The sequence below is a fragment of the Streptomyces sp. NPDC087845 genome (genome assembly GCF_044742755.1).
Classification (GTDB): Bacteria; Actinomycetota; Actinomycetes; order Streptomycetales; family Streptomycetaceae; genus Streptomyces.
The window spans coordinates 34,434-52,840 of record NZ_JBIUVC010000029.1 but is presented as its reverse complement, the minus strand read 5'-3'; the positions used below and the strand labels follow the sequence as shown (position 1 = coordinate 52,840).

Annotated in this window: 16 protein-coding genes and 1 pseudogene; 5 read left to right on the top strand and 12 right to left on the bottom strand. The window is 68.4% G+C overall.

Annotated elements, in window-relative coordinates; genetic code table 11:
* Nucleotides 1-2: 2 nt before the first annotated feature.
* The 6 genes from ACIOMQ_RS38895 to ACIOMQ_RS38870 all read right to left on the bottom strand — a co-directional run bounded on the left by ACIOMQ_RS38895 (nt 3) and on the right by ACIOMQ_RS38870 (nt 5,279).
* Nucleotides 3-1,055 (bottom strand): NAD-dependent epimerase/dehydratase family protein, encoded by a 1,053-nt coding sequence (locus ACIOMQ_RS38895; RefSeq protein WP_401989166.1) that lies wholly within the window; start codon nt 1,053-1,055, stop codon nt 3-5.
* A 279-nt stretch (nt 1,056-1,334) separates the two neighbouring features.
* Complete coding sequence (locus ACIOMQ_RS38890; protein ID WP_401944381.1) at nt 1,335-1,523, bottom strand: hypothetical protein; 189 nt, start codon at nt 1,521-1,523, stop codon at nt 1,335-1,337.
* A gap of 119 nt (nt 1,524-1,642) precedes the next feature.
* Nucleotides 1,643-2,287: a glutamate ligase domain-containing protein gene (locus ACIOMQ_RS38885; RefSeq protein ID WP_402192485.1), complete on the bottom strand. Its 645-nt coding sequence runs from the start codon at nt 2,285-2,287 to the stop codon at nt 1,643-1,645.
* Nucleotides 2,288-2,373: 86 nt separating this feature from the next.
* On the bottom strand, nt 2,374-3,051 hold the full coding sequence (locus ACIOMQ_RS38880) for a class I SAM-dependent methyltransferase (RefSeq protein ID WP_331754004.1): 678 nt from the start codon (nt 3,049-3,051) through the stop codon (nt 2,374-2,376).
* A gap of 9 nt (nt 3,052-3,060) precedes the next feature.
* Nucleotides 3,061-4,359 (bottom strand): IS110 family transposase, encoded by a 1,299-nt coding sequence (locus ACIOMQ_RS38875; protein WP_401757966.1) that lies wholly within the window; start codon nt 4,357-4,359, stop codon nt 3,061-3,063.
* Between the two features lie 557 nt (nt 4,360-4,916).
* Complete coding sequence (locus tag ACIOMQ_RS38870; RefSeq protein WP_401944377.1) at nt 4,917-5,279, bottom strand: DUF4440 domain-containing protein; 363 nt, start codon at nt 5,277-5,279, stop codon at nt 4,917-4,919.
* 241 nt (nt 5,280-5,520) lie between these two features.
* Here ACIOMQ_RS38870 and ACIOMQ_RS38865 point away from each other — a divergent pair, with 241 nt between their 5' ends.
* Nucleotides 5,521-6,813, top strand: coding sequence for an IS256 family transposase (locus tag ACIOMQ_RS38865; RefSeq protein WP_402192482.1), 1,293 nt, complete (start codon nt 5,521-5,523; stop codon nt 6,811-6,813).
* Nucleotides 6,814-6,894: 81 nt separating this feature from the next.
* Here the strand turns inward: ACIOMQ_RS38865 and ACIOMQ_RS38860 are convergent, their stop codons facing one another.
* On the bottom strand, nt 6,895-7,233 hold the full coding sequence (locus ACIOMQ_RS38860; RefSeq protein WP_401944375.1) for a hypothetical protein: 339 nt from the start codon (nt 7,231-7,233) through the stop codon (nt 6,895-6,897).
* Between the two features lie 142 nt (nt 7,234-7,375).
* Between ACIOMQ_RS38860 and ACIOMQ_RS38855 the strand changes: the two genes are divergently transcribed.
* A protein-coding gene (locus ACIOMQ_RS38855; protein ID WP_402192479.1) for an IS3 family transposase occupies nt 7,376-8,580 on the top strand; the annotation gives its coding sequence in 2 pieces (ribosomal slippage) (nt 7,376-7,616 and nt 7,616-8,580; 1,206 coding nt in all).
* 27 nt (nt 8,581-8,607) lie between these two features.
* Nucleotides 8,608-9,171, top strand: a pseudogene (locus ACIOMQ_RS38850) (phospholipase domain-containing protein); the annotation flags it as partial.
* A gap of 126 nt (nt 9,172-9,297) precedes the next feature.
* On the opposite strand, the gene ACIOMQ_RS38845 reads toward ACIOMQ_RS38850, so the two are convergent.
* Nucleotides 9,298-10,632: a GH1 family beta-glucosidase gene (locus tag ACIOMQ_RS38845; RefSeq protein WP_401270791.1), complete on the bottom strand. Its 1,335-nt coding sequence runs from the start codon at nt 10,630-10,632 to the stop codon at nt 9,298-9,300.
* 61 nt (nt 10,633-10,693) lie between these two features.
* Here ACIOMQ_RS38845 and ACIOMQ_RS38840 point away from each other — a divergent pair, with 61 nt between their 5' ends.
* Entirely contained in the window at nt 10,694-11,317 is a 624-nt protein-coding gene (locus tag ACIOMQ_RS38840; protein WP_266751471.1) for a TetR/AcrR family transcriptional regulator, read from the top strand.
* Between the two features lie 6 nt (nt 11,318-11,323).
* On the opposite strand, the gene ACIOMQ_RS38835 is transcribed toward ACIOMQ_RS38840, so the two are convergent.
* From ACIOMQ_RS38835 to ACIOMQ_RS38820, 4 genes are all read right to left on the bottom strand, one after another.
* The gene (locus ACIOMQ_RS38835) at nt 11,324-12,622 is read right to left on the bottom strand and encodes an MFS transporter (protein WP_402192477.1); all 1,299 of its coding nucleotides are present in this window, start codon (nt 12,620-12,622) and stop codon (nt 11,324-11,326) included.
* On the bottom strand, nt 12,619-14,679 hold the full coding sequence (locus ACIOMQ_RS38830; RefSeq protein ID WP_402192475.1) for an alpha-galactosidase: 2,061 nt from the start codon (nt 14,677-14,679) through the stop codon (nt 12,619-12,621). Before ACIOMQ_RS38830 ends, ACIOMQ_RS38835 begins: the two co-directional genes overlap by 4 nt.
* A 222-nt stretch (nt 14,680-14,901) precedes the next feature.
* On the bottom strand, nt 14,902-16,965 hold the full coding sequence (locus ACIOMQ_RS38825; RefSeq protein ID WP_402192473.1) for a discoidin domain-containing protein: 2,064 nt from the start codon (nt 16,963-16,965) through the stop codon (nt 14,902-14,904).
* Between the two features lie 574 nt (nt 16,966-17,539).
* Nucleotides 17,540-17,752: a hypothetical protein gene (locus ACIOMQ_RS38820; protein ID WP_402192499.1), complete on the bottom strand. Its 213-nt coding sequence runs from the start codon at nt 17,750-17,752 to the stop codon at nt 17,540-17,542.
* 191 nt (nt 17,753-17,943) lie between these two features.
* Here ACIOMQ_RS38820 and ACIOMQ_RS38815 point away from each other — a divergent pair, with 191 nt between their 5' ends.
* Nucleotides 17,944-18,204 (top strand): hypothetical protein, encoded by a 261-nt coding sequence (locus ACIOMQ_RS38815; protein WP_401944361.1) that lies wholly within the window; start codon nt 17,944-17,946, stop codon nt 18,202-18,204.
* The last annotated feature ends 203 nt before the right edge of the window (nt 18,205-18,407 follow it).

The following is an 18,407-nucleotide window of genomic DNA, read 5'->3' as shown; positions in this document are numbered from 1 at the left end:
GGTCAGCCGGCTCGCAGCGGGGACGTCGCGAACTCCGCCATTCCCTCCAAGAAGGCGACCTCCGGCTTCCAGCCCAGTTCGTCGCGCAACCTGCGCGACGAGGCGGTGATGTGGCGGACGTCGCCGAGCCGGTACTCCCCTGTGACTACCGGCGCCCGCCCGCCGTGCGCCTCGCCCAGTGCGCCGGCCATCTCCCCCACCGTGTGCGGCTCGCCGCTGCCGACGTTGTACGCCCGCGCGGCCCCCTCCGGCAGGCCGAACAGCCCGTCCAGTGCCGCGAGGTTGGCCCCGGTGACGTCCCGTACATGGATGAAGTCCCGTCGCTGGCCACCGTCCTCGAAAACGCGCGGTGCCTCACCGCGCTCCAGCGCAGACCGGAACAGCGAGGCGACGCCCGCATACGGGGTGTCACGCGGCATCCCGGGCCCGTACACGTTGTGATAGCGCAACGCGGCCACCCGCCCGCCCACGGCGCGCGCCCACACGGAGGCGAGGTGCTCCTGCGCGAGCTTGGTGGCGGCGTAGACGTTGCGCGGATCAAGCGGGGCGTCCTCGGCCACCAGGCCCGGGGAGAGCGGCTCGCCGCACCTGGGGCAGGGCGGTTCGAAGCGTCCCGCCTCCAGGTCGGCCACCCTGCGCAACCCCGGCTGTACGACACCATGCGACGGACACTCGTAGCGTCCCTCTCCGTAGACCACCATCGAACTCGCCAGCACCAGACGCCGCACCCCGGCCTCCGCCATGCCGGCCAGCAGCACCGCGGTGCCCAGGTCGTTGCAGCCCACATAAGCGGGGGCGTCGGCGAAGGCCTTGCCGAGTCCGACCATCGCCGCCTGGTGGCAGACGGCGTCCACACCCTGCAGGGCCTCGGCCACGGCCGACGCGTCGCGGACGTCCTCGTGCCTCCAGTCCACCCCGACGGGGATCTGCGGGGACGCGCGGTGCGCGGCGGGCAACAGCGCGTCAAGCACGCGCACCTCGTGGCCGGCGCCGGTGAGGGCGGTGACGACTTGCGAGCCGATGAAGCCCGCACCTCCGGTGACCAGGATCAACATGCCACCGACTGTATGGGCACAGGCCCGCCCGGCGACCGTACGACGCCGGAACGTCAGAAGTTCGCCAGGTACCGTACGGGACCGCCTGACAATTGTGTGCGTCCGGACTCCATGTTCCGGCAGATGGCAATTGCAGCTCGCCGGGTCCAACGACACCTGGCCGAGTCGTCAGCCGTCCGGGAGCAGTGCGCTGTAGAAGATGTGGACCTCAGCGAACGCTTTGCGGGTCTGTGGGATCCCTGGCGGCAAGTCATGCGCTGCTGGCGATACCCGTCGCACTCATCGTCGTGATCCCGGATCCTCGTCTTGGTGGGCTGGCCCAGGTGCTTGGCGCGCAGTTTCGGCGACCCGCAGGTCCCAGCCGGTGGCGACGCGGACCTGCTCGGCCGAAACGCCGGGGTGCACTGCGACCAACCGGAGCTCTTCGTCGATGCCGTCCCGCGCCGTGATCTCGAGCTCGGTGATCACCCGCGCACACCCTTGCCATGGGACTGCACGCCACCGTCGGGCTCACGGATCCGCCGCGGGCCCGGGGAGGTGCAGAATTCCAGGTCAGCGGGCGTGGCATGGCCATCTCTCCCACCGTCCTACGCCGGTACTTCGGCGTGCAGGATGTTGGCGAACTTTTCCAGGCCAACGGATTTGGATGCCTTTACCAGGACGACGTCGCCGCTGGTGAGCAGGCGGTTCAGGAGCGGCCGGAGAATGTCCGGGTCGTCGGCCGATTCGATACGCAGGGGCGAGGACGGGCGGGCGGATTCGGCGAGCGCGGTCATCTCGTCGCTGGTGCCCACGGTGACCAGGACATCGATGCCCAGATCGCCGACGAGTCGGCCGACCTCGGCGTGGGCCGCCTTGACGGTGTCGCCGAGTTCCTTCATCTCTCCCAGTATCGCGACAGTCCGCCGGTCCCCGGCAAGGGAGATGAGCGTTTCGAGGCCGGTGCGCATGGACTGGGAGTTGGCGTTGAACGCGTCGTTGATGATCGTCACGCCGTCTGTACGCTCCAGGACTTGGAGCCGTCCCGCCGACACCGGCTCGGCGGTGGACAGTGCTTCGGCGCGCGAGGACCACCAGCAGGCGCACCGCCCGCAGCAGCCCGGAGCGCACTGCGGCCGGGAGGCCGGCCACTGAGTGCACCCGATGCCGCGCACCCGATCCTGCAGTGCGCACCGACGATGCCCGGCATCCACTCCACCGGGCGGAGTCCACCGGCCGGGAGTGCGCGGCATCGCCGGGGATGGTGCCGCGCATCCACCCGATGCGCACCCGCCGCGTTTCCCCTTGACCTCGGCCTGTGTCAAGACATCTCAGGGGGCTAAGAAGTCAAGCTGGCCTCCTGGGAGGTCGGCTTGTGGGCAAGGAAGCTGGCGATCTTCCATGTCAGCTTTTCGTCGGGCTCCTGCACCAGCTGAGCGTCGATGGTGAACCCGGCCCGGTTCAGCAACTGCGCAAGCTGGCCTGGAGGCAGGCGATAGGACTCGAAGGACACGGGAAGGCCGCCGTAGGCCTGTGTAGGACGACGGTGCTCACCGGAACCGACGTGACCCACGAGGAGAAGATGTCCACCGGGTGTCAGGGTGCGGTGGAACTCGGCAAACACGAGCGGCAGCAGTTCGGGAGGCGTGTGATGGGTGGAGTAGAAGGCCAGGATGCCGCCGAGCGCGTCGTCTGCGAACTCCAGGGCGGTGATGGATCCCACCGAGAACGGCAGGTCCGGAAAGGCAGTGCGCGCCAGTTCGATCATCTTCGGGGACACGTCGATGCCGATCGGCGACACCCCGAGCCCGGCGAGGTGCGCCGTCACTTTGCCCGGGCCGCAGCCCAGGTCTGCGACCGGTCCGAGGCCAGATGCCTGCACGAGTTCGGCGAACGCGGTCAGCATCGAGCGTGACAACGGGTCCAGTTCTGATGGGGGCTTGACGAGGGCGGCGTAGGCGTTGGCCACGGTGTCGTATGACTCCCGGACCTCAGACAGGTAAGAAGGCTCAGTCACGCGGGGACTCTAGACGGATGCACTGACATCGCCGCTGCCCGGGCTTCTGGGTCCCGCAGGAGCTTGGAGGAGGGGTGCGAAGGCGTGTTGTTCATCGAAGTGCTGCTGGGTCTGGAGGCAGTGGTGGAGTTGACCGAGGAAGCGGTTCAGCAAGTGCCGTTGTGCGGCGGCGTGCCAGTCTCCGTGGTCGCGTCGGCGTCGGTAATGCGCGTTGGCTCCGGGTGAGGCGGTGAGGGCGGCGAAGGCCCAGAGGAAGCCGGCGTTGATGAGGCGGTTGTTCTTGACGAAGCGGCGGCCGACGAAGCGCTTTTTGCCGGAGGCGCGGGTGATGGGGGCGGATCCGGCGTACGACTTCAGCGCCCTGGCGTCGGCGAACCGTGCCCGGTCGTCACCCAGCTCGGCGAGTACGCGGGCGCCGAGCATGGGCCCCAGGCCGGGGAAGCTGAGCAGGATCTCGCTGTCGGCGTGCTGGTGAAAGGCGGCTGTGGCCGCCTCCGCGAGGTCGTCCGCGGCCTCGCAGGTGGCGTCCAGCTGCTTGAGCAGGGCCAGGAGCTGGTGGCCGAAGGCATCCTCGACGCCGGGGAGCTGGTGGGCGTACTCGGCGCGGAAGACGTCCCGCAGCCGCTCGGCTTCCGCGTCGCAGCCGCGGAGGCGCCCACTGCGTTTGAGGGCGGCCCGCAACTGGGCGAGGGTGAGCTTCGCGGCCTTGGTGGGGGTCGGGGCCAGAGTGAGGATCACTCTGGCATCGGCCCTGGTCAGGCCGCCTTGTTTGCCCTGGAAGGCCAGCAGAGCAGCGGGGTAGTACTCGCGTAGGTGCGAGCGGACCTGGTTGGCGACCTGCTGCCGGGTCCAGACCGCGTCCTGCTGTGCGCGGGCCAGGACCGTGATGGCCTGCGCGAGTTCGGAGTCGGCCGGCAGGGGCCGGTGGGCGTGCATGTCGGTGCGCAGAATGTTCGCAAGAACCAGGGCGTCGCCGGGGTCGGACTTCTTGCGGCTGACGCCGTGCCGGTCGCGGTAACGGGAGGCGGCCAGCGGGTTGATCGCGAAGACCCGGCGGCTGCCAGTGCGCAGGCTCGCGACCAGGAGGCCGTGGCTGGTCTCGATGGCCACCGGTATCGGATCGTCTGGGCTGTCGCCGTGCTCGGCCATGAGGTCCAGGAGCTTGTGGTAGCCGGCCGCGTCGTCGGTGATACGGGCTTTGGCGAGCAGAGTGCCGGTGTCGTCGACGAGGGCGACGTCGTGGTGGCGCTCTGCCCAGTCGATACCGCAGAACACGGTCAAGTTGTCCTCCCGGGTCCGTCCGTTTATGCAGGTCACGAGCACATGCGGGTCACGCGGCGCCCTAATCCAAGGACTCGTTGGTCCGCCATCTCAGTAGCCGTTCGCGACACCAGCGCACTCCAGGGACTCGATCTTTCTGCAGAGCTCGCGGGCTCGCGGTTGAACAAGAGGTTGACCCTGGAGCGGGCTCGCGCCGTGACGGTCAACGTCCGAGCAGCCCCCGGGAGTTTCGCGGTGACCACGGAGGCGCCGGGCTGCGCCGCTCTTGACAGAGGCCTCAAGGGCCCGGGGAAACGGAGGCATCAGCCCGGCGCCCGCGTCATCACCGCGAACCCCGCAGGGGACAGCAATGCCGCTCTTTGAGGAGGCCTTGACGGCCAGGGGGGGATCCAGGCATTCGCTGTCCAGTGCGAGCAGTCGTCCCGGGTCGTTGCATGGGCCCGGGCCGTCTGCTTACTCACTGGATTAGGGGAAACGGTTGTACCAGCCAGGGTGCCTATGACTCGTAGCGACGGGTCAGCTCCGCCAGCAGCGGACGCCAGTCCTGGGGCCGGCCGTGACGGTTCACCGCGGCCACCGACCGCTCAGCTCGTCAAAGTGCCCTGGTGGAAGTACATGCGCCAGCCCAGTTCCGTCAGACGCCACACGGAGCTCCGCCATGCTCGGCGCCTGCTGTGGTCAGCGAAGTACGTCAGATGAACGATGCCGGGAGCGAGTACGGCCCCCGACATATCGCTGACCTCGACCGGAGCTTCGGGGGCCACCGAACCGTCACTCGTCACCGAGAGAATTGACGTCGCGTCCCAGCGCCGCCCCGACGCTCCGATCTCGAGGAACTCCGGGTCCAGGAGCTCCAAGACCAGGGCCGGCGAAGCACGCACGTCAGGGTCTAGAAGCCGCATCTCCGCCTCAATGGCCGCTTGAACGGCCTCACTCTCGTCTGCCATGCGCGAACCCTACGGACGTTCCTCGCCATGTCACAGCGAATAGTTCACGCAACCCGAGCAGCGATACCGGCAACGGCATCGTTTCTCGTCAACGTTTGTGGCCGGGTTGATCACCAACTGCCTCCGGAACCCGTGCACAAGTGCTGTCGCTAGTGCTGTGACCGGCAACGTTCACCGGTTTGCCATGGATGAAGGGACTGTAAAACGTTCGGTGTAACTCCCGATCATGGAAGATGCATCGATGACCAGCAATAACGTGCCTGAGGTCGAGACTGTCGAGCCGTCTGAGGCGGTGCCGTCGAAATCTGTGGACGACCGGCTGATTGACGAGCTGGTGGGCCGGGCTCAGGCCGAGGGCTTGCAGCTGACCGGCGAGGGCGGGCTGCTTCAGCAGTTGACCAAGCGGCTTTTGGAATCGGCCCTCGAGGGCGAGATCACCGACCACCTCGGCTATGACAAGCACGATCCCGCCGGGAAGAACGGCGGCAACTCACGCAACGGCACCCGCGCCAAGACCGTACTGACCGATGTCGGCCCGGTGAAGATAGCCGTGCCCCGCGACCGCGGGGGTTCCTTCGAGCCGAGGATCGTCAAGAAGCGGCAGAAGCGTCTGTCCGGCGTGGACGAGATGGTGATCTCGCTTGCGGCGAAGGGCCTGACCACCGGCGAGGTCCAGGCCCACCTGGCCGAGGTCTACGGCGCCGACGTGTCCCGCCAGACGATCTCCACGATCACCGACAAGGTCCTTGAGGGCATGGCCGAATGGCAGAACCGGCCCCTCGATGCCGTCTACCCGGTGGTCTTCATTGACGCCATCCACGTGAAGGTCCGCGACGGGGCGGTCGCCAACCGGCCCATATATGTCGCCCTCGCGGTCACGACCGAGGGGCGGCGGGACATCCTCGGGCTGTGGGCCGGCGACGGCGGCGAGGGCGCCAAGCACTGGATGCATATCCTCACCGAGATCAAGAACCGCGGCGTGAACGACGTTCTCATGCTGGTCTGCGACGGGCTCAAGGGCCTGCCCGACGCGGTCGAGGCCGTCTGGCCCCGCACGACCGTCCAGACCTGCGTGGTCCACCTGCTGCGGAACTCCTTCCGCTATGCCGCCCGCCAGGACTGGGACAAGATCGCGAAGGTCCTCAAGCCCGTCTACACCGCGGCGACCGAGGAGGCCGCCCTCGAGCGGTTCGCCGAGTTCGCCGACACCTGGGGCAAGAAGTACCCGGCGATCGTCCGGCTCTGGGAGAACGCGTGGGAGGAGTTCACCCCGTTCCTCCGCTTCGACACCGAGATCCGCCGCATCGTCTGCACCACCAACGCGATCGAGTCCGTCAACGCCAGGATTCGCCGAGCGGTCAAGGCCCGCGGCCACTTCCCCAACGAGCAGGCCGCCCTGAAGTGCGTCTACATGGCGATCATGTCGCTCGACCCCACCGGCAAGGGCCAGGCCCGCTGGACCATGCGCTGGAAGACCGCCCTCAACGCCTTCGACATCACCTTCGACGGCAGGCTTTCCGCAGCCCGTCAGTAACTCCAACAACCTGAGTTACACCGCTCGTTTGACAGACCCTGGATGAACGGAAAGTTGGGCAGGGCGGAGCCGATGTCTGGGCTACTGCGCTGAGGGAGCGCGCTGTGCGGTGAGCACGGGCTGGTAGTACCCGCTGGAGGCCGGACTGTGCCAGGCGATTTTGGTGAAGCCGGCTTCAGTCACGAACTCTGTCAGCTGCGGCGGCGTCAGCGCCCAGTGGGTGGTCCGGCGGACTCGGACCTGCCAGGTGTTCTTTGCGGGGATGAGCTGGAAGTGCTCCAGGTCGTAGCGTTCGCCGTCTTCGTGCCAGTGCCACAGCTGGAAGGTGATCGCTTGGCCGTCGTGTGTTTGCGAGACCTGGGGAGGTGTCGACGTGGGTCTGGTCTGACGCGTCTCGGCATAGGCCCGGACAGTGATCATCTACAGTCCGTTGTCTCGGAGTACCCGTCTCATGCCGAGGAGTGCCGTCCGGAGATCTTGCCCGGAGAGTAGGTGAGGTGACCCCCGTGGTGTGGACACACCTGACAATGGATCTTGATGGTCCAGGAAGGTGTAGATCTACATGGCACGGCCTTCGAAGTGCAGTGCGGAGTTCCGGTCCGACGCGATCGCGTTGTGGCGGGCTTCGGCCGGCAGGTGGACGTTCAAGGACGTCGCAGCCGATCTGAACGTCAATCCCGAAACGCTCCGTACCTGGGTGCATGACGCCGACGACCGTCCGGCCTCTGCCGCCGCGTCGCAGGACATCGAGGCCGAGCTGGCCCGGCTGCGGGCGGAGAATGCCCGGCTGGCCAAGGCGGAGAAGGAATGGCAGCTGGAACGCGAAAGCCTGCGCCGGGCAGCGGCGTATTTCGCCCGGGAGATGAAGTGAAGACCGCCGCTTGGGACTTCATATCCGCCCACGCCGAGGGGTTCGGCATCAAGCGGATATGCCGGGTGCTGGAAGTCTCCCGCTCCGGCTGCTACCGGTGGATCGCAGGCGCCGGCACGCGGGCCGAGCGGCAGGCCGCGGAGGACACCCTGGTCGACGAGATCCGAGAGATCCACGCCGAACACCGCGGGCACTACGGCGCGTTGCGCATCCATGCCGAACCGCGCGGCTTCGGCCATACCGTCAACCGCAAGCGGGTCGCCCGGCTGATGCGCAAGCACCACATCGTCGGCCGCCACCTGCGCCGGAAGAAGCGCACCACGATCCCGGACCGCCTCGCGCCGCCAGTGGCGGACCCGGTCCAGCGGGATTTCACCGCCGGCGCCCTGGACGAGAAATGGTGCGGGGACATCACATATGTGCAGGTCGGACCAACGTGGCTCTACCTCGCCTGCGTCGTGGACATCCGATCCCGCCGGGTGCTCGGCTGGTCGATGGCCCCGCACATGCGCGCCGAACTCGTCATCGACGCGCTCCAGGCCGCGGTCGCGACCCGTGGCGGGGACGTCGCCGGGGTGATCTTCCACGCGGACCGCGGATCGCAGTACACCTCGGCCGCGTTCGTCCGAGTCTGCGACCGGTACGGCGTCCGCAGGAGCATGGGCAAGGTCGGCTCGAGCTATGACAACGCCCTGGCCGAGAGCCTGTGGCCGGGGCCGAAGAGGGAGACGATGCACAGGAAACTGTTCGCGACGATGCGTCAGGCGCGGCTGGAGATATTCGAGTGGCTCACCTACGACAACGCCCGACGTCGGCACAGCGCGCTGTCCTACCTCTCCCCGATGGAGTTCGAACAGCAGCACTGCAAGACAGCTAGGCTCTCACTCGCAGCATGAATCCCCGTGTCCACACTCCGGGGGGCACCTCACTCCTACGCTCCCTTCGTCGGCGGGGCCGCAGACCTCACGACCGGCAAGTACAAGCTGACGTTCAGCGCGGGGGACCAGGCGGGCGCCGCCGTCCAGGTGCGCTCCCAGAAGCGCACCGACGGCCCGTGGACATACACGGCGGCAGCCGGGAAGGGAAAGTCCGCTTCGGACAGCTGGAACTCGGGGTACTCCGGCGGCAGTTACGACCTCACGGCCCACGGCCCGAACGGCTTCCTGCGCACCTTCAAGGGCAACAACAAAGCCGCCGAGCCGGAGGTGACGGCACGCCACGACGCCGGCAACCTGAAGCTCACCCTGACCAACCCGTCGACCGCCGACGCGCACCTCACCGTGACCAACGCGTACGGCGGCGGGCGCCAAACCTAAACGGTCCGCGCCGGCGCCACCGTCGTGCAGAGCATCGACCTGCGCGCCACCAAGCGCTGGTACGACCTGACGGTCGTGGTCGAGGGCAACGCCGGATACCTGCGGCGCCTGGCCGGGCACGTCGAGAACGGTCAGGTCGGCGTGAGTGACCCGGGCATCGCAACTGTGTGAGACCCGTGCCCCTCCGCCCGGTGGACGGAGGGGCACACACCCGGAGCATGACGAGGCGTCAGTGTGACGTGCCGGAGCTCACCACCCCGCGAGTACGCAATCCGCGACGCGATCCCGGCGGGCGGCTCAACCGCGCTGAGCACGGATGAGGTCGCGGTACCACGCGAAGGACGCCTTCGGGGTGCGGACCTGGGTGTCGTGGTCGACGTGGACGAGACCGAAGCGCTGGTGGAAGCCCTCGGCCCATTCGAAGTTGTCCATCAGGGTCCAGGTGAAGTAGCCGCGCACGTCCACGCCCTGGGCCACGGCGGTGTCGACGGCCTGGAGGTGGGTGTCCAAGTAGTCGATGCGGTCGAGGTCGAGGACGGTGCCGTCCGCGTTGACGACGTCCTCGGTCGAGCAGCCGTTCTCCGTGATGTAGACCGGCGGGAGTGCCGGGTAGCGCTCCTTGAGGCCGACGAGCAGTTCCCGTAGGCCGTCGGGGACGACGGGCCAGTCGAAGGAGGTGCGGCGGTAGCCCTCGATGGGGGCCTCTTCGAACGGCAGTCCCTCGGACGCCGGCGCCTGGATCCGGGTCGGGTTGTAGTAGTTGATGCCGAGCGCGCTCAAGGGGGCCGAGATCAGTTCGAGATCGCCGTCCCGCACGGAGCCGCCGAGGGTCGTGTCCGCGCCGAAGTCCGACAGGTCCGGGTAGGTGCCCGTGAGGATCGGGTCGTTGAACAGGCGGTTGTGCAGGTTGTCATAGGCTCGCGCGGCGGCGTGGTCGGCGGGGGAGTCCGAAGCGGGCCAGACCGGGGTGCAGTTGTTGGCGATCATCACCTGGAGGCCGCGCGCCCGCAGCTCCCTCAGCGCCAGGCCGTGGCCGAGCAGTTGATGGTGGGCGGCCGGCAGGCAGTCCAGGAACAGGGTGCGGCCCGGTGCGTGAGTGCCGAGACCGTAGCCCCAGACCATGTGGATGAACGGCTCGTTGAGTGTGATCCACTTCTGGACGCGGTCGCCCAGCCTGTCGGCCATGATGGCGGCGTACTCGGCGAAGCGGTGCGCGGTGTCGCGGTTCAGCCAGCCGCCGCTGTCCTCCAGGCCCTGCGGGAGGTCCCAGTGGAACAGGGTCGGGACAGGTTCGATGCCGCGTGCGAGCAGGCCGTCGACCAGCCGGTCATAGAAGTCCAGACCCCGGGGATTGACCTCGCCTGTGCCGGTCGGCTGGATCCGGGGCCAGGCGATGGAGAAGCGGTAGCCGGTGAGGCCCGCCTCGGCCATCAGCGCGATGTCCTCCTCGTACCGGTGGTAGTGGTCGCAGGCCACGTCACCGGTGTGCCCGTCGCGGATTGTGCCTGGCCGCGCGGTGAAGGTGTCCCATACCGAGGGTCCGCGGCCGTCCTCCTTGGTGGCGCCCTCGATCTGATACGACGCCGTCGAGGCGCCCCAGATGAAGTCCGCGGGGAGATGGTCCAGTGTCACGTCTAACCTCCTGAAACATGAGCAGGGCTCACGTTAACCCGCTCGATGGGATGATGGAAGCGTGAATCAAGATCGCACCGCAGGGACGCTGCGCCGGCTGCCGGTCCAGAAGCGCAGCGCCGAACGCTTCGAACGGCTGCTGGACGCTTGCGCCGAACTCCTGGACGAGGTCGGCTATGCAGGGCTGACCACCAAGGAGGTGGCCCGCAGGGCCGAGGTGCCCATCGGCACCCTTTACCAGTTCTTCTCCGACAGGGAGGGGCTGATCGGTGCGCTCGCCGCCCGCAATCTGGAGTCCTTCCTGGGGCGGGTCGCGGACCGGCTGGAGCAAGAGGAGCCCGAGGGCATCTCGGGCATCGTGGATGTGACCGTCGACGAGTTCGTCACCATGCGCCGGACGATCACCGGTTTCGGCGTGGTCGACTTCGGCGCGGTGGGACAGGACCACATCCTGGAGCCGACCCTGGACAACAACACCGCGGTCGCCGGAAGGCTGCGCTCACTGACCGCCTCCCTGATAGGGGTCCAGGACGACGCCGAATTCGAGATCGCGGTGCGGGTGGCCCTGGAGTGCGCCGACAGCGTGCTGCAACTCGCCTTCCGTATCGATCCGCTGGGCGACGCCCAGCTGATCGCTGAGTGCAAACGAGTCCTCAACAGCTATCTGAACGATCGACGCCGGTGACCGGCCCTAGCGGACGGCCTTGACCTTCCAGACCAATACCGCGCCCAGCGCGGACATGGCCGCAGAGCAGAGGAACAGCGAGCTGTAGCCTCCCGGACCGCCGAGCACGACCGAGGCGATCGGGGGGACGAGGACGTAGGGCAGGGAGGTCATCAGGTTGGCCAGGGCCATGTCTTTGCCGCGGTCCGCCGAGGCGGGGAGCACCTCGGTGACCAGGGCGGTGTCGACGGCCAGATACACGCCGTAGCCCAGGCCCAGGATGACGGCCGCGACCAGCGTCATGGTCCACGTGGGCGACAGCGCGAGCGGGACTGCGGCGACGGCCATCGTGACGCCGCCGAGGAAGACCAGCATGCGCCGCTTGCCCAGCTTGTCGGAGAGCCAGCCGCTGAGGACGACCGTAGAGATCGTGGCCAGGCAATTGATGCCGATCACGATGAGCAGACCGTCCTCGGTGGACTGGCCGGGGAACAACTTCTCGTAGTGCAGTACGTCGTCCAGGAAGTACGGCAGGTAGAGCGTGCCCATGCCGTAGCCGAGACCCATGATGAAGCGGGAGCTCATCGCCCAGACGAAGTCGGGGTGCGCGCGCGGGCTGATCCGGTAGCCGTCCAGGAAGGTACGCAGCGAGAACGGCTCGCGGTGTCGGCGGGGCAGCGGCGGATCCTTCATGGTGGTCGCGAACAGCAGGATCAGGAGCGGCAGTGCGGCCATCAGCAGGTACTGCGAGGCGAAGCCCGTGACCAGACCGATCAGTAGCCCGCCCGCGATCAGGGCGCCCGCCTGCGGGACCATGGCCCAGCCCAGCACGGCGCCGCGCTGGGCGACCGGGACCTGGTCGGGCACCACCGGGGAGAGTCCGGCGCCGATGATCATGAACGAGGCGGACAGCACGAGGGAGCCGAGCGCGACCCCGACGACCGTCGTCTGGAGGCCGGTGAAGACCAGCGTCGCCATGCAGACGAGCGAGCCCACGAGCAGCCACGGCCGGCGGCGGCCGAACCGGCTGGTGGTGCGGTCGCTGAGCGCGCCGGCCAGCGGTGCGATGACGATGCCCGAGATCGCGCCCATCATGCTGACCCAGGCGTAGCTGCCGACCTTCCCCGCCGGGTCGATCTGGGCGATCTGCTCGGGCATCAGGAACGTGGTGGGCACCTGCATCGGGATGAACACCCCGACGTTGGCCAGGACGTACAGGGCGACCCAGCCGGGGCCGACCCGGCGGACGGGCTCGGCGAGGGCCTCGGGGCGCTCGGACAGCCGGCTGCGCTCGGGGTGATCGGGCAGCTCGGGGGCAAGGCTCATCGGGACACTCTCTTGAGGTGGACGAGCTCGCTCGTCCAGTCGAAGGACAGCAGCGGCGGGAGGCCGTGGCTGAGCAGGACGGCGCCCTCGTGGACGGTGCCGGTGGTCTCGTCCCGGTAGCGGGCGTCGGGGTCGAGGCCCTTCAGCCGGGTGCGGGCGACCGAGCGGGTCAGCGCGGACGGCTGGAACTGGAAGACGACGACCTCGTTCTCGGTGAGGTACTGCACGGCGTCGTGCTCCAGGCGGTACTGGACGCCGCCGTGCACCACGGGCCGGATCCGCTTGTACTGCTCGACCAGCATGCGGGCCCAGGCCAGATCCTCCTCGCTCCAGTTCCGCAGGTTGCCGCCGATGCCCAGCGCCCCGGCCATCGAGACATGGAAGCGGTACCGGATCGAGGTCGGGCGGGCGCTGAAGCTGTGCGGGCTGTCGGTGACCCAGGCGCCCATGGTCCGGGCGGGCAGCAGCTGGCCGTGGCCGTGCTGGATCGCGACCCGGTCGGCGGCGTCGGTGTTGTCCGACGTCCAGACCTGGTCGGCGCGGGCCAGCACGCCCAGGTCGGCCCGGCCGCCGCCGCCCGCGCACGATTCCAGGTACAGGCCGGGACGGGCGGCGCGCAGCCGGTCCATCACCTCGTAGACGCCGCGCGTGTGCTCGATCCAGACCCGGTCGGGGTCGGCGGCACCAGGCTGCCCTGCCTCGCTGAAGGGCCGGTTCATGTCCCATTTGAGGAAGACCACGTCCAGCTCGGTGACGGTCCTTACCAGCCAGTCGACCGCCCATTCCCGGACGTCGCGGCGGGCGAAGTTCAGCACGTGCTGGTGGCGGCGCCGGGTGCGGGTACGGCCGTCCTGGCAGAGGATCCAGTCGGGGTGCGCACGGTAGAGGTCGCTGTCGGGGTTGACCGCCTCGGGCTCGACCCACAGGCCGAAGCCCATGCCCAGCGTGCGGACGTGGTCGGCGAGCGGGCCCAGGCCGTTCGGGAAGCGGTCGGGGTTGGGCCACCAGTCGCCGAGCCCGGCCATGTCGCTGGTGCGGGCGCCGAACCAGGCGTCGTCCACGACGAAGACCTCGACGCCGAGACCCGCGGCCAGGCCGGCCAGGTCGGTCTGCTGCTGCTCGCTGATGTCGAACTCGGTCGCCTCCCACGAGTTGAAGATCAAAGGGCGTTCGGCGGGACGGGCGGGCAGCACCTCGCGTTCGATGTAGGCGTGCCAGCGGCGGCTGGTGCCGCCGAAGCCGTCGGGGGCATACAGCCCGGTGAAGACGGGGGTCTCCAGACGCTCGCCGGCGGTCAGCTTCCAGACCAGGCCCTCGTGGCCGAACCCGCCCGTCCAGGAGGCGCGGCCGTAGGTGTCGCGGCGCAGGGTGATCCGGCGGCTGCCGCTCCAGGCCAGGGCCGCGCTCCAGACCTCGCCGTGCTCCTCGGCGGCGTCCTGCGCGTCGAGCATCAGCCACGGCCCGGCGTGCTGTCCCGTGATGCCGAGGCGGCTGGTGAACACGGTCTCCCCGACGGGCACCCGGTCGCGCCGGAGTTGGAACTCCCGGCCCCATTCCCCCACCACATGACTGACCCGGTAGTCGTCGCGGGCGGGCAGCGTCCAGGCGGCGGAGTCGAACCGCAGGACGTCAACCGGCTCGTCAGCGGTGAGGACGGCCCAGCGCTCGATCTGGTCATGGCCGTCCCGGAGCCGGTAGTGCAGGTCGAGACCGAGGGAGCGGACACGGTCGGTGAAGGAGAGCGTGAGCAGGTCGTCCTCGACCGTGTGCGAGAGGAACCGCCACTCGAAGCCACGGACACCGTCGTCGAACCGGACGGTCAGCGACGGCGCCCCGAACCGCAGGCCGCCCTCGACCACGTACTCCTCACCCCCAGGGTCGTCGCCGCCGGGGTCCTCGCCGGGCAGGTCGGCCGCGATCACGACGGCCTGCTCCGGGGTCAGCGGTCGGCCCCAGTGCACGTGCCGGGGGACGTCGTCGGCGTCCAGCCGGAAGGCGTACGAGGTGCCAGGGGTGCTCAGGAGCCAGAGGCGGGCTTCGGAGTGGTGAGTGATCACGAAAATCCTCAAACGTGAGTAGGGCTCATGTTCTGCTCATACGTTAGGCATGCGAGCCCGCAACGCCAAGCCCCTGACGGGGGCTATCGAATTTCGCGGCGTGTGGTTCCCTGCGCTCTGCGCGGCTCGGTCGGCGAACGCGCCGGAAAGTCAGCCGGGGCCGGCCGGATCAGGAGAGCTGATTCGGCCGGCCCCGGCTCTGGACACCGCCTCACGGGTGCGTCAGTTGGCGTAGACGCCGACCTCGCGAAGTGAGTAGCCCCACTGGGTGCCGCGCTCCAGCCCCTTGATCCGTATGTAGCGCGCCGGAGTTCCGGCGAAACGCGCCGTGTCCAGGCCACCGTCACCGGCGGTCGTGGACCAGACCGTCTTCCAGGCCGTGCCGTCACCCGACAGCTCGACGCGGTACGACTTCGCGTACGCCGCCTCCCAGTCGAGGGTGACACGCTCGACCGGCTTCGAGGATCCGAGGTCGATCCGCAGCCACTGGTCGTTGTTCCACTCGCTGGCCCAGCGGGTGCCGTTGTCGCCGTCCACGGCCTTGCCGGGCGCGAAGCTGACGAACGGGTTCCACCATTCCGACGAGGACGCCGAGGCGGTGGCGCCCGAGGCCAGGTTCGCCCCGGACGTGTGCTGCTCGGTGTTGCCCCAGGTGCGGAGGTAGGACTCGGCGCCCGAGAAGAGGTCGTCCACGACCCCCTGGCCGCCGTCGATCCGGATGTCCTCGATCCAGTCCGGGACCATGCCGTAGTGCGCGGCGCCATCGGTGTTGAAGTCCCATGTGCGTTCGCCGGCGGTCTGCTTGTCGATCACCGAGCCGCCGTCCGTGCTGCGGAAGGGGTACTTGACCGGGTTCGGGGTGTCCCCGCCCCGCGGGGCGGGCCAGCCGCCGACACCGTTCATGTCGGTGCCGTAGCCGTAGCCGACCTTGTACTTCTCGCGCAGCGCGTCCGTGCGCTCGGCCTCCGCGCTGAACGCCTCGGAGCCGCTCATGTACTGGGCGGCGAACCCGCCGAGCTTGTAGAGCCGCTCGGTCCAGCCCAGGTCCATCCAGCTGTGCGAGGAGATGGCGCCCGGGTACGACTCGGACTCCAGGATGTCGAAGGCCTGATCCGCGGCCTTGACACTCATGTGGTCGAGCTCCAGCATCATGTGACGTTCCATCATGCCGCGCACCGCGTACGCACCCAGGCCGGTCAGCCCGCGGGTGTTGCACTGCGCGTCCGAGGCGTACGAGGGGACGGCCACCCCCGCCGGCAGCTGCTTCTCCGCCCCGGGTGCCTTCACGTTGCCGATGGGATTGTCGTGCTGCGGGCCGCGGCAGGTCTCCGTCTTCCAGAAGGTGCCGGTCGACAGGAACTGGCCCACGTTGATGGCCGTACCGAGGGCGCCGGAGTCGTAGCGCACCCCGCACAGGGCGTTGTCGAACTTGTGACACAGGAACATGCTGCGCACTCCCAGTTTGTACAGCTCGTCGAGGCCGCGGTCGATGTCCTCCTTGCTGCACTGCGCGACGTCCAGGATCTGCTTGCAGCCGAACGGCTCGGAGGTCTCGACCCCCAGGACGACGGCCAGCTTGCCCTGCTTGATGACCTCGCGGGCCTGCGCACTGTCGGTGACGATCCGGAACCAGCCCTTGCCCGGGCCGCCGTACATCTTGTCGATGAAGGCCTGCATGTCGTACGACTTCTGCGCCTCAAGACGGATGGCGGTCATCTCGTCGCAGCTGCGGTCCTTGAAGAAGTAGACCGAGCAGATCACGCCGTTGGTGACCAGGTCGTTGACCAGCACCCGCTGGCCGCCGCGCCAGGCCCGCTCGATCCAGGCGTAGTAGTTCTGCTGGTGGGTCAGCGAGTCGTGGGCGGGCCAGTCCTTGAACGTGGGCCACCCGTTGGGGTCGTGCTTCCCGTCGCCCTTGGTGATGAAGTCGAAGACGGCGCCCGTGCCGTCTGGGTAGTGTTCGGGGCAGTCCTTGAGCGCGTCGGCGACGCCCTGCTCCGAGAACGGCTTGCCGCAGATCAGCCGGCCGCCGAAGCCCTCGTTGGACATGATGTGGTCGTGGGCGTCGACGAAGCCCCTTACACGCCCCTGGGCGTCGGTGCCCTTGAAGGGCTCGCCCGCGACGCCGATCTGCGCGTCGGGTGCGGGCCGGGCGGTCGGATCCCACCAGTTGGGCTCCGCCGCGGAGCTGGGCATCGGGCCGAGTGCCAGGGTCATCACGGCGAGGAGCAGTGACACCACCGTGAGGGATCTGAGTCTGCGGTACGGAGGTTGAACCATGGTCATCGCATAGATCCTTAAATGTGAGCGGGACTCATGTTCTGCTCATAACTTAGGGATACGAGCCCGCAACGCCAAGCCCCTGACGGGGCCATCGTCGGGAAACGAGGAAGAGCACCCCACCGGAAACGGGGTGCTCGCACGCCTGCTGTCGAGATCACGGAGCGCACGGGTGCCTCGGACATGACGGGCGCGTACGCAGGCACCTGCGGGGACGGGCGTGACTGCGGCGCGGGCAGCCGCTGCGCCGTGACCCATCGTCCGAGGTCTTCGCCCTACACGAGCCGGGTGTAGTGCAGCCTGTGCTCTTGACCTGCGGCATCACGGCGCGGGACGGCCGGTGTACGACTACGCGCAACCGGCTCGCTCGGGAGCGATCACGGCGTTTCATTTCTTCTGCGCGCGACATGCTCACCGTGTCGCACACGACGATTGCGCCGGAGGCATACGGCCATCAGTTGATCGGCGGAGCAGTGCCGTCAACCCATGGCTTTGACGGCACGGACGACGCGGGCAGGGCGAGTACGCGCGCGAGCGCGGCGGTGACGGGGGTGAAGTGGTCCGGCAGGTACTGCGACACTCAGTCAGCGGCTATTGAAAGGAAGTTGGTCAGGTCATGCTCGGCACCGTCGAGCAGTCGGCGGAACTCCGGGATGGAGAGCTCGATCACCGGGCTGTCGTCCTGCTCGGCGTCGACGGTCAATCGGACGGTGTCGGCGAGGCGCTCGGCGAACGGGTCGGGGTCGTGGCCGAAGGAGGCGTGGCCGCTGCCGCGCTGGCTCTCGCCCGGCAAGAGACGTGGGCGGCGGCCCACAGCCAGTTCGCTGCGCAGCCCACCCCCGACCGCTCGGACGCGGCGATCATCACGACCACGGCGCCGAAGCGGTGGGAGGGCGAGCCGGTTCGGACCCTGGATCTCAACGTACGCGGCCTCGACGAGTTAACAGCCGCACGGGCACAAATGTGGGAATCTCGCACCAGTGCGTGACCAAGCCTGACACCCTGTCCGGGCCAGCCTGTGAAGGCTGGCCCGGCTTCTATGTTCATCCATCATCACCAGAGGGGCCGCACAAGAGCGTCAGCAAGACCAGCGCGATTCCCATATTCGGCAAGAACGACTGCGGAGGCGTTGCGTGGCCCTATGGGGTCGCAGCCCACGACACCCGGCCGCCCGAATGGACAGCGGAGCAGTACGAAGCGCACCTCAAGGACCGTGGGCAGGCTCAGCAACTGGCATTCGAGTAGCCCCAGAAGTACGGGCTGAAGAAGGGCAAGCACCGCTGCTGCCCGAAGTGACGCGAACGCCATGGCCGCCATGTGGCGCGTCATGCACGAGACCGCCGGCACCGACATCGCGTGGACGCGCCACCTGCCGACCCCGCTCGCGGGCCACCACCTCACCGACGTCGGAACCCGGGGCAGCACCTCCCCTACGGACGACAACCTTG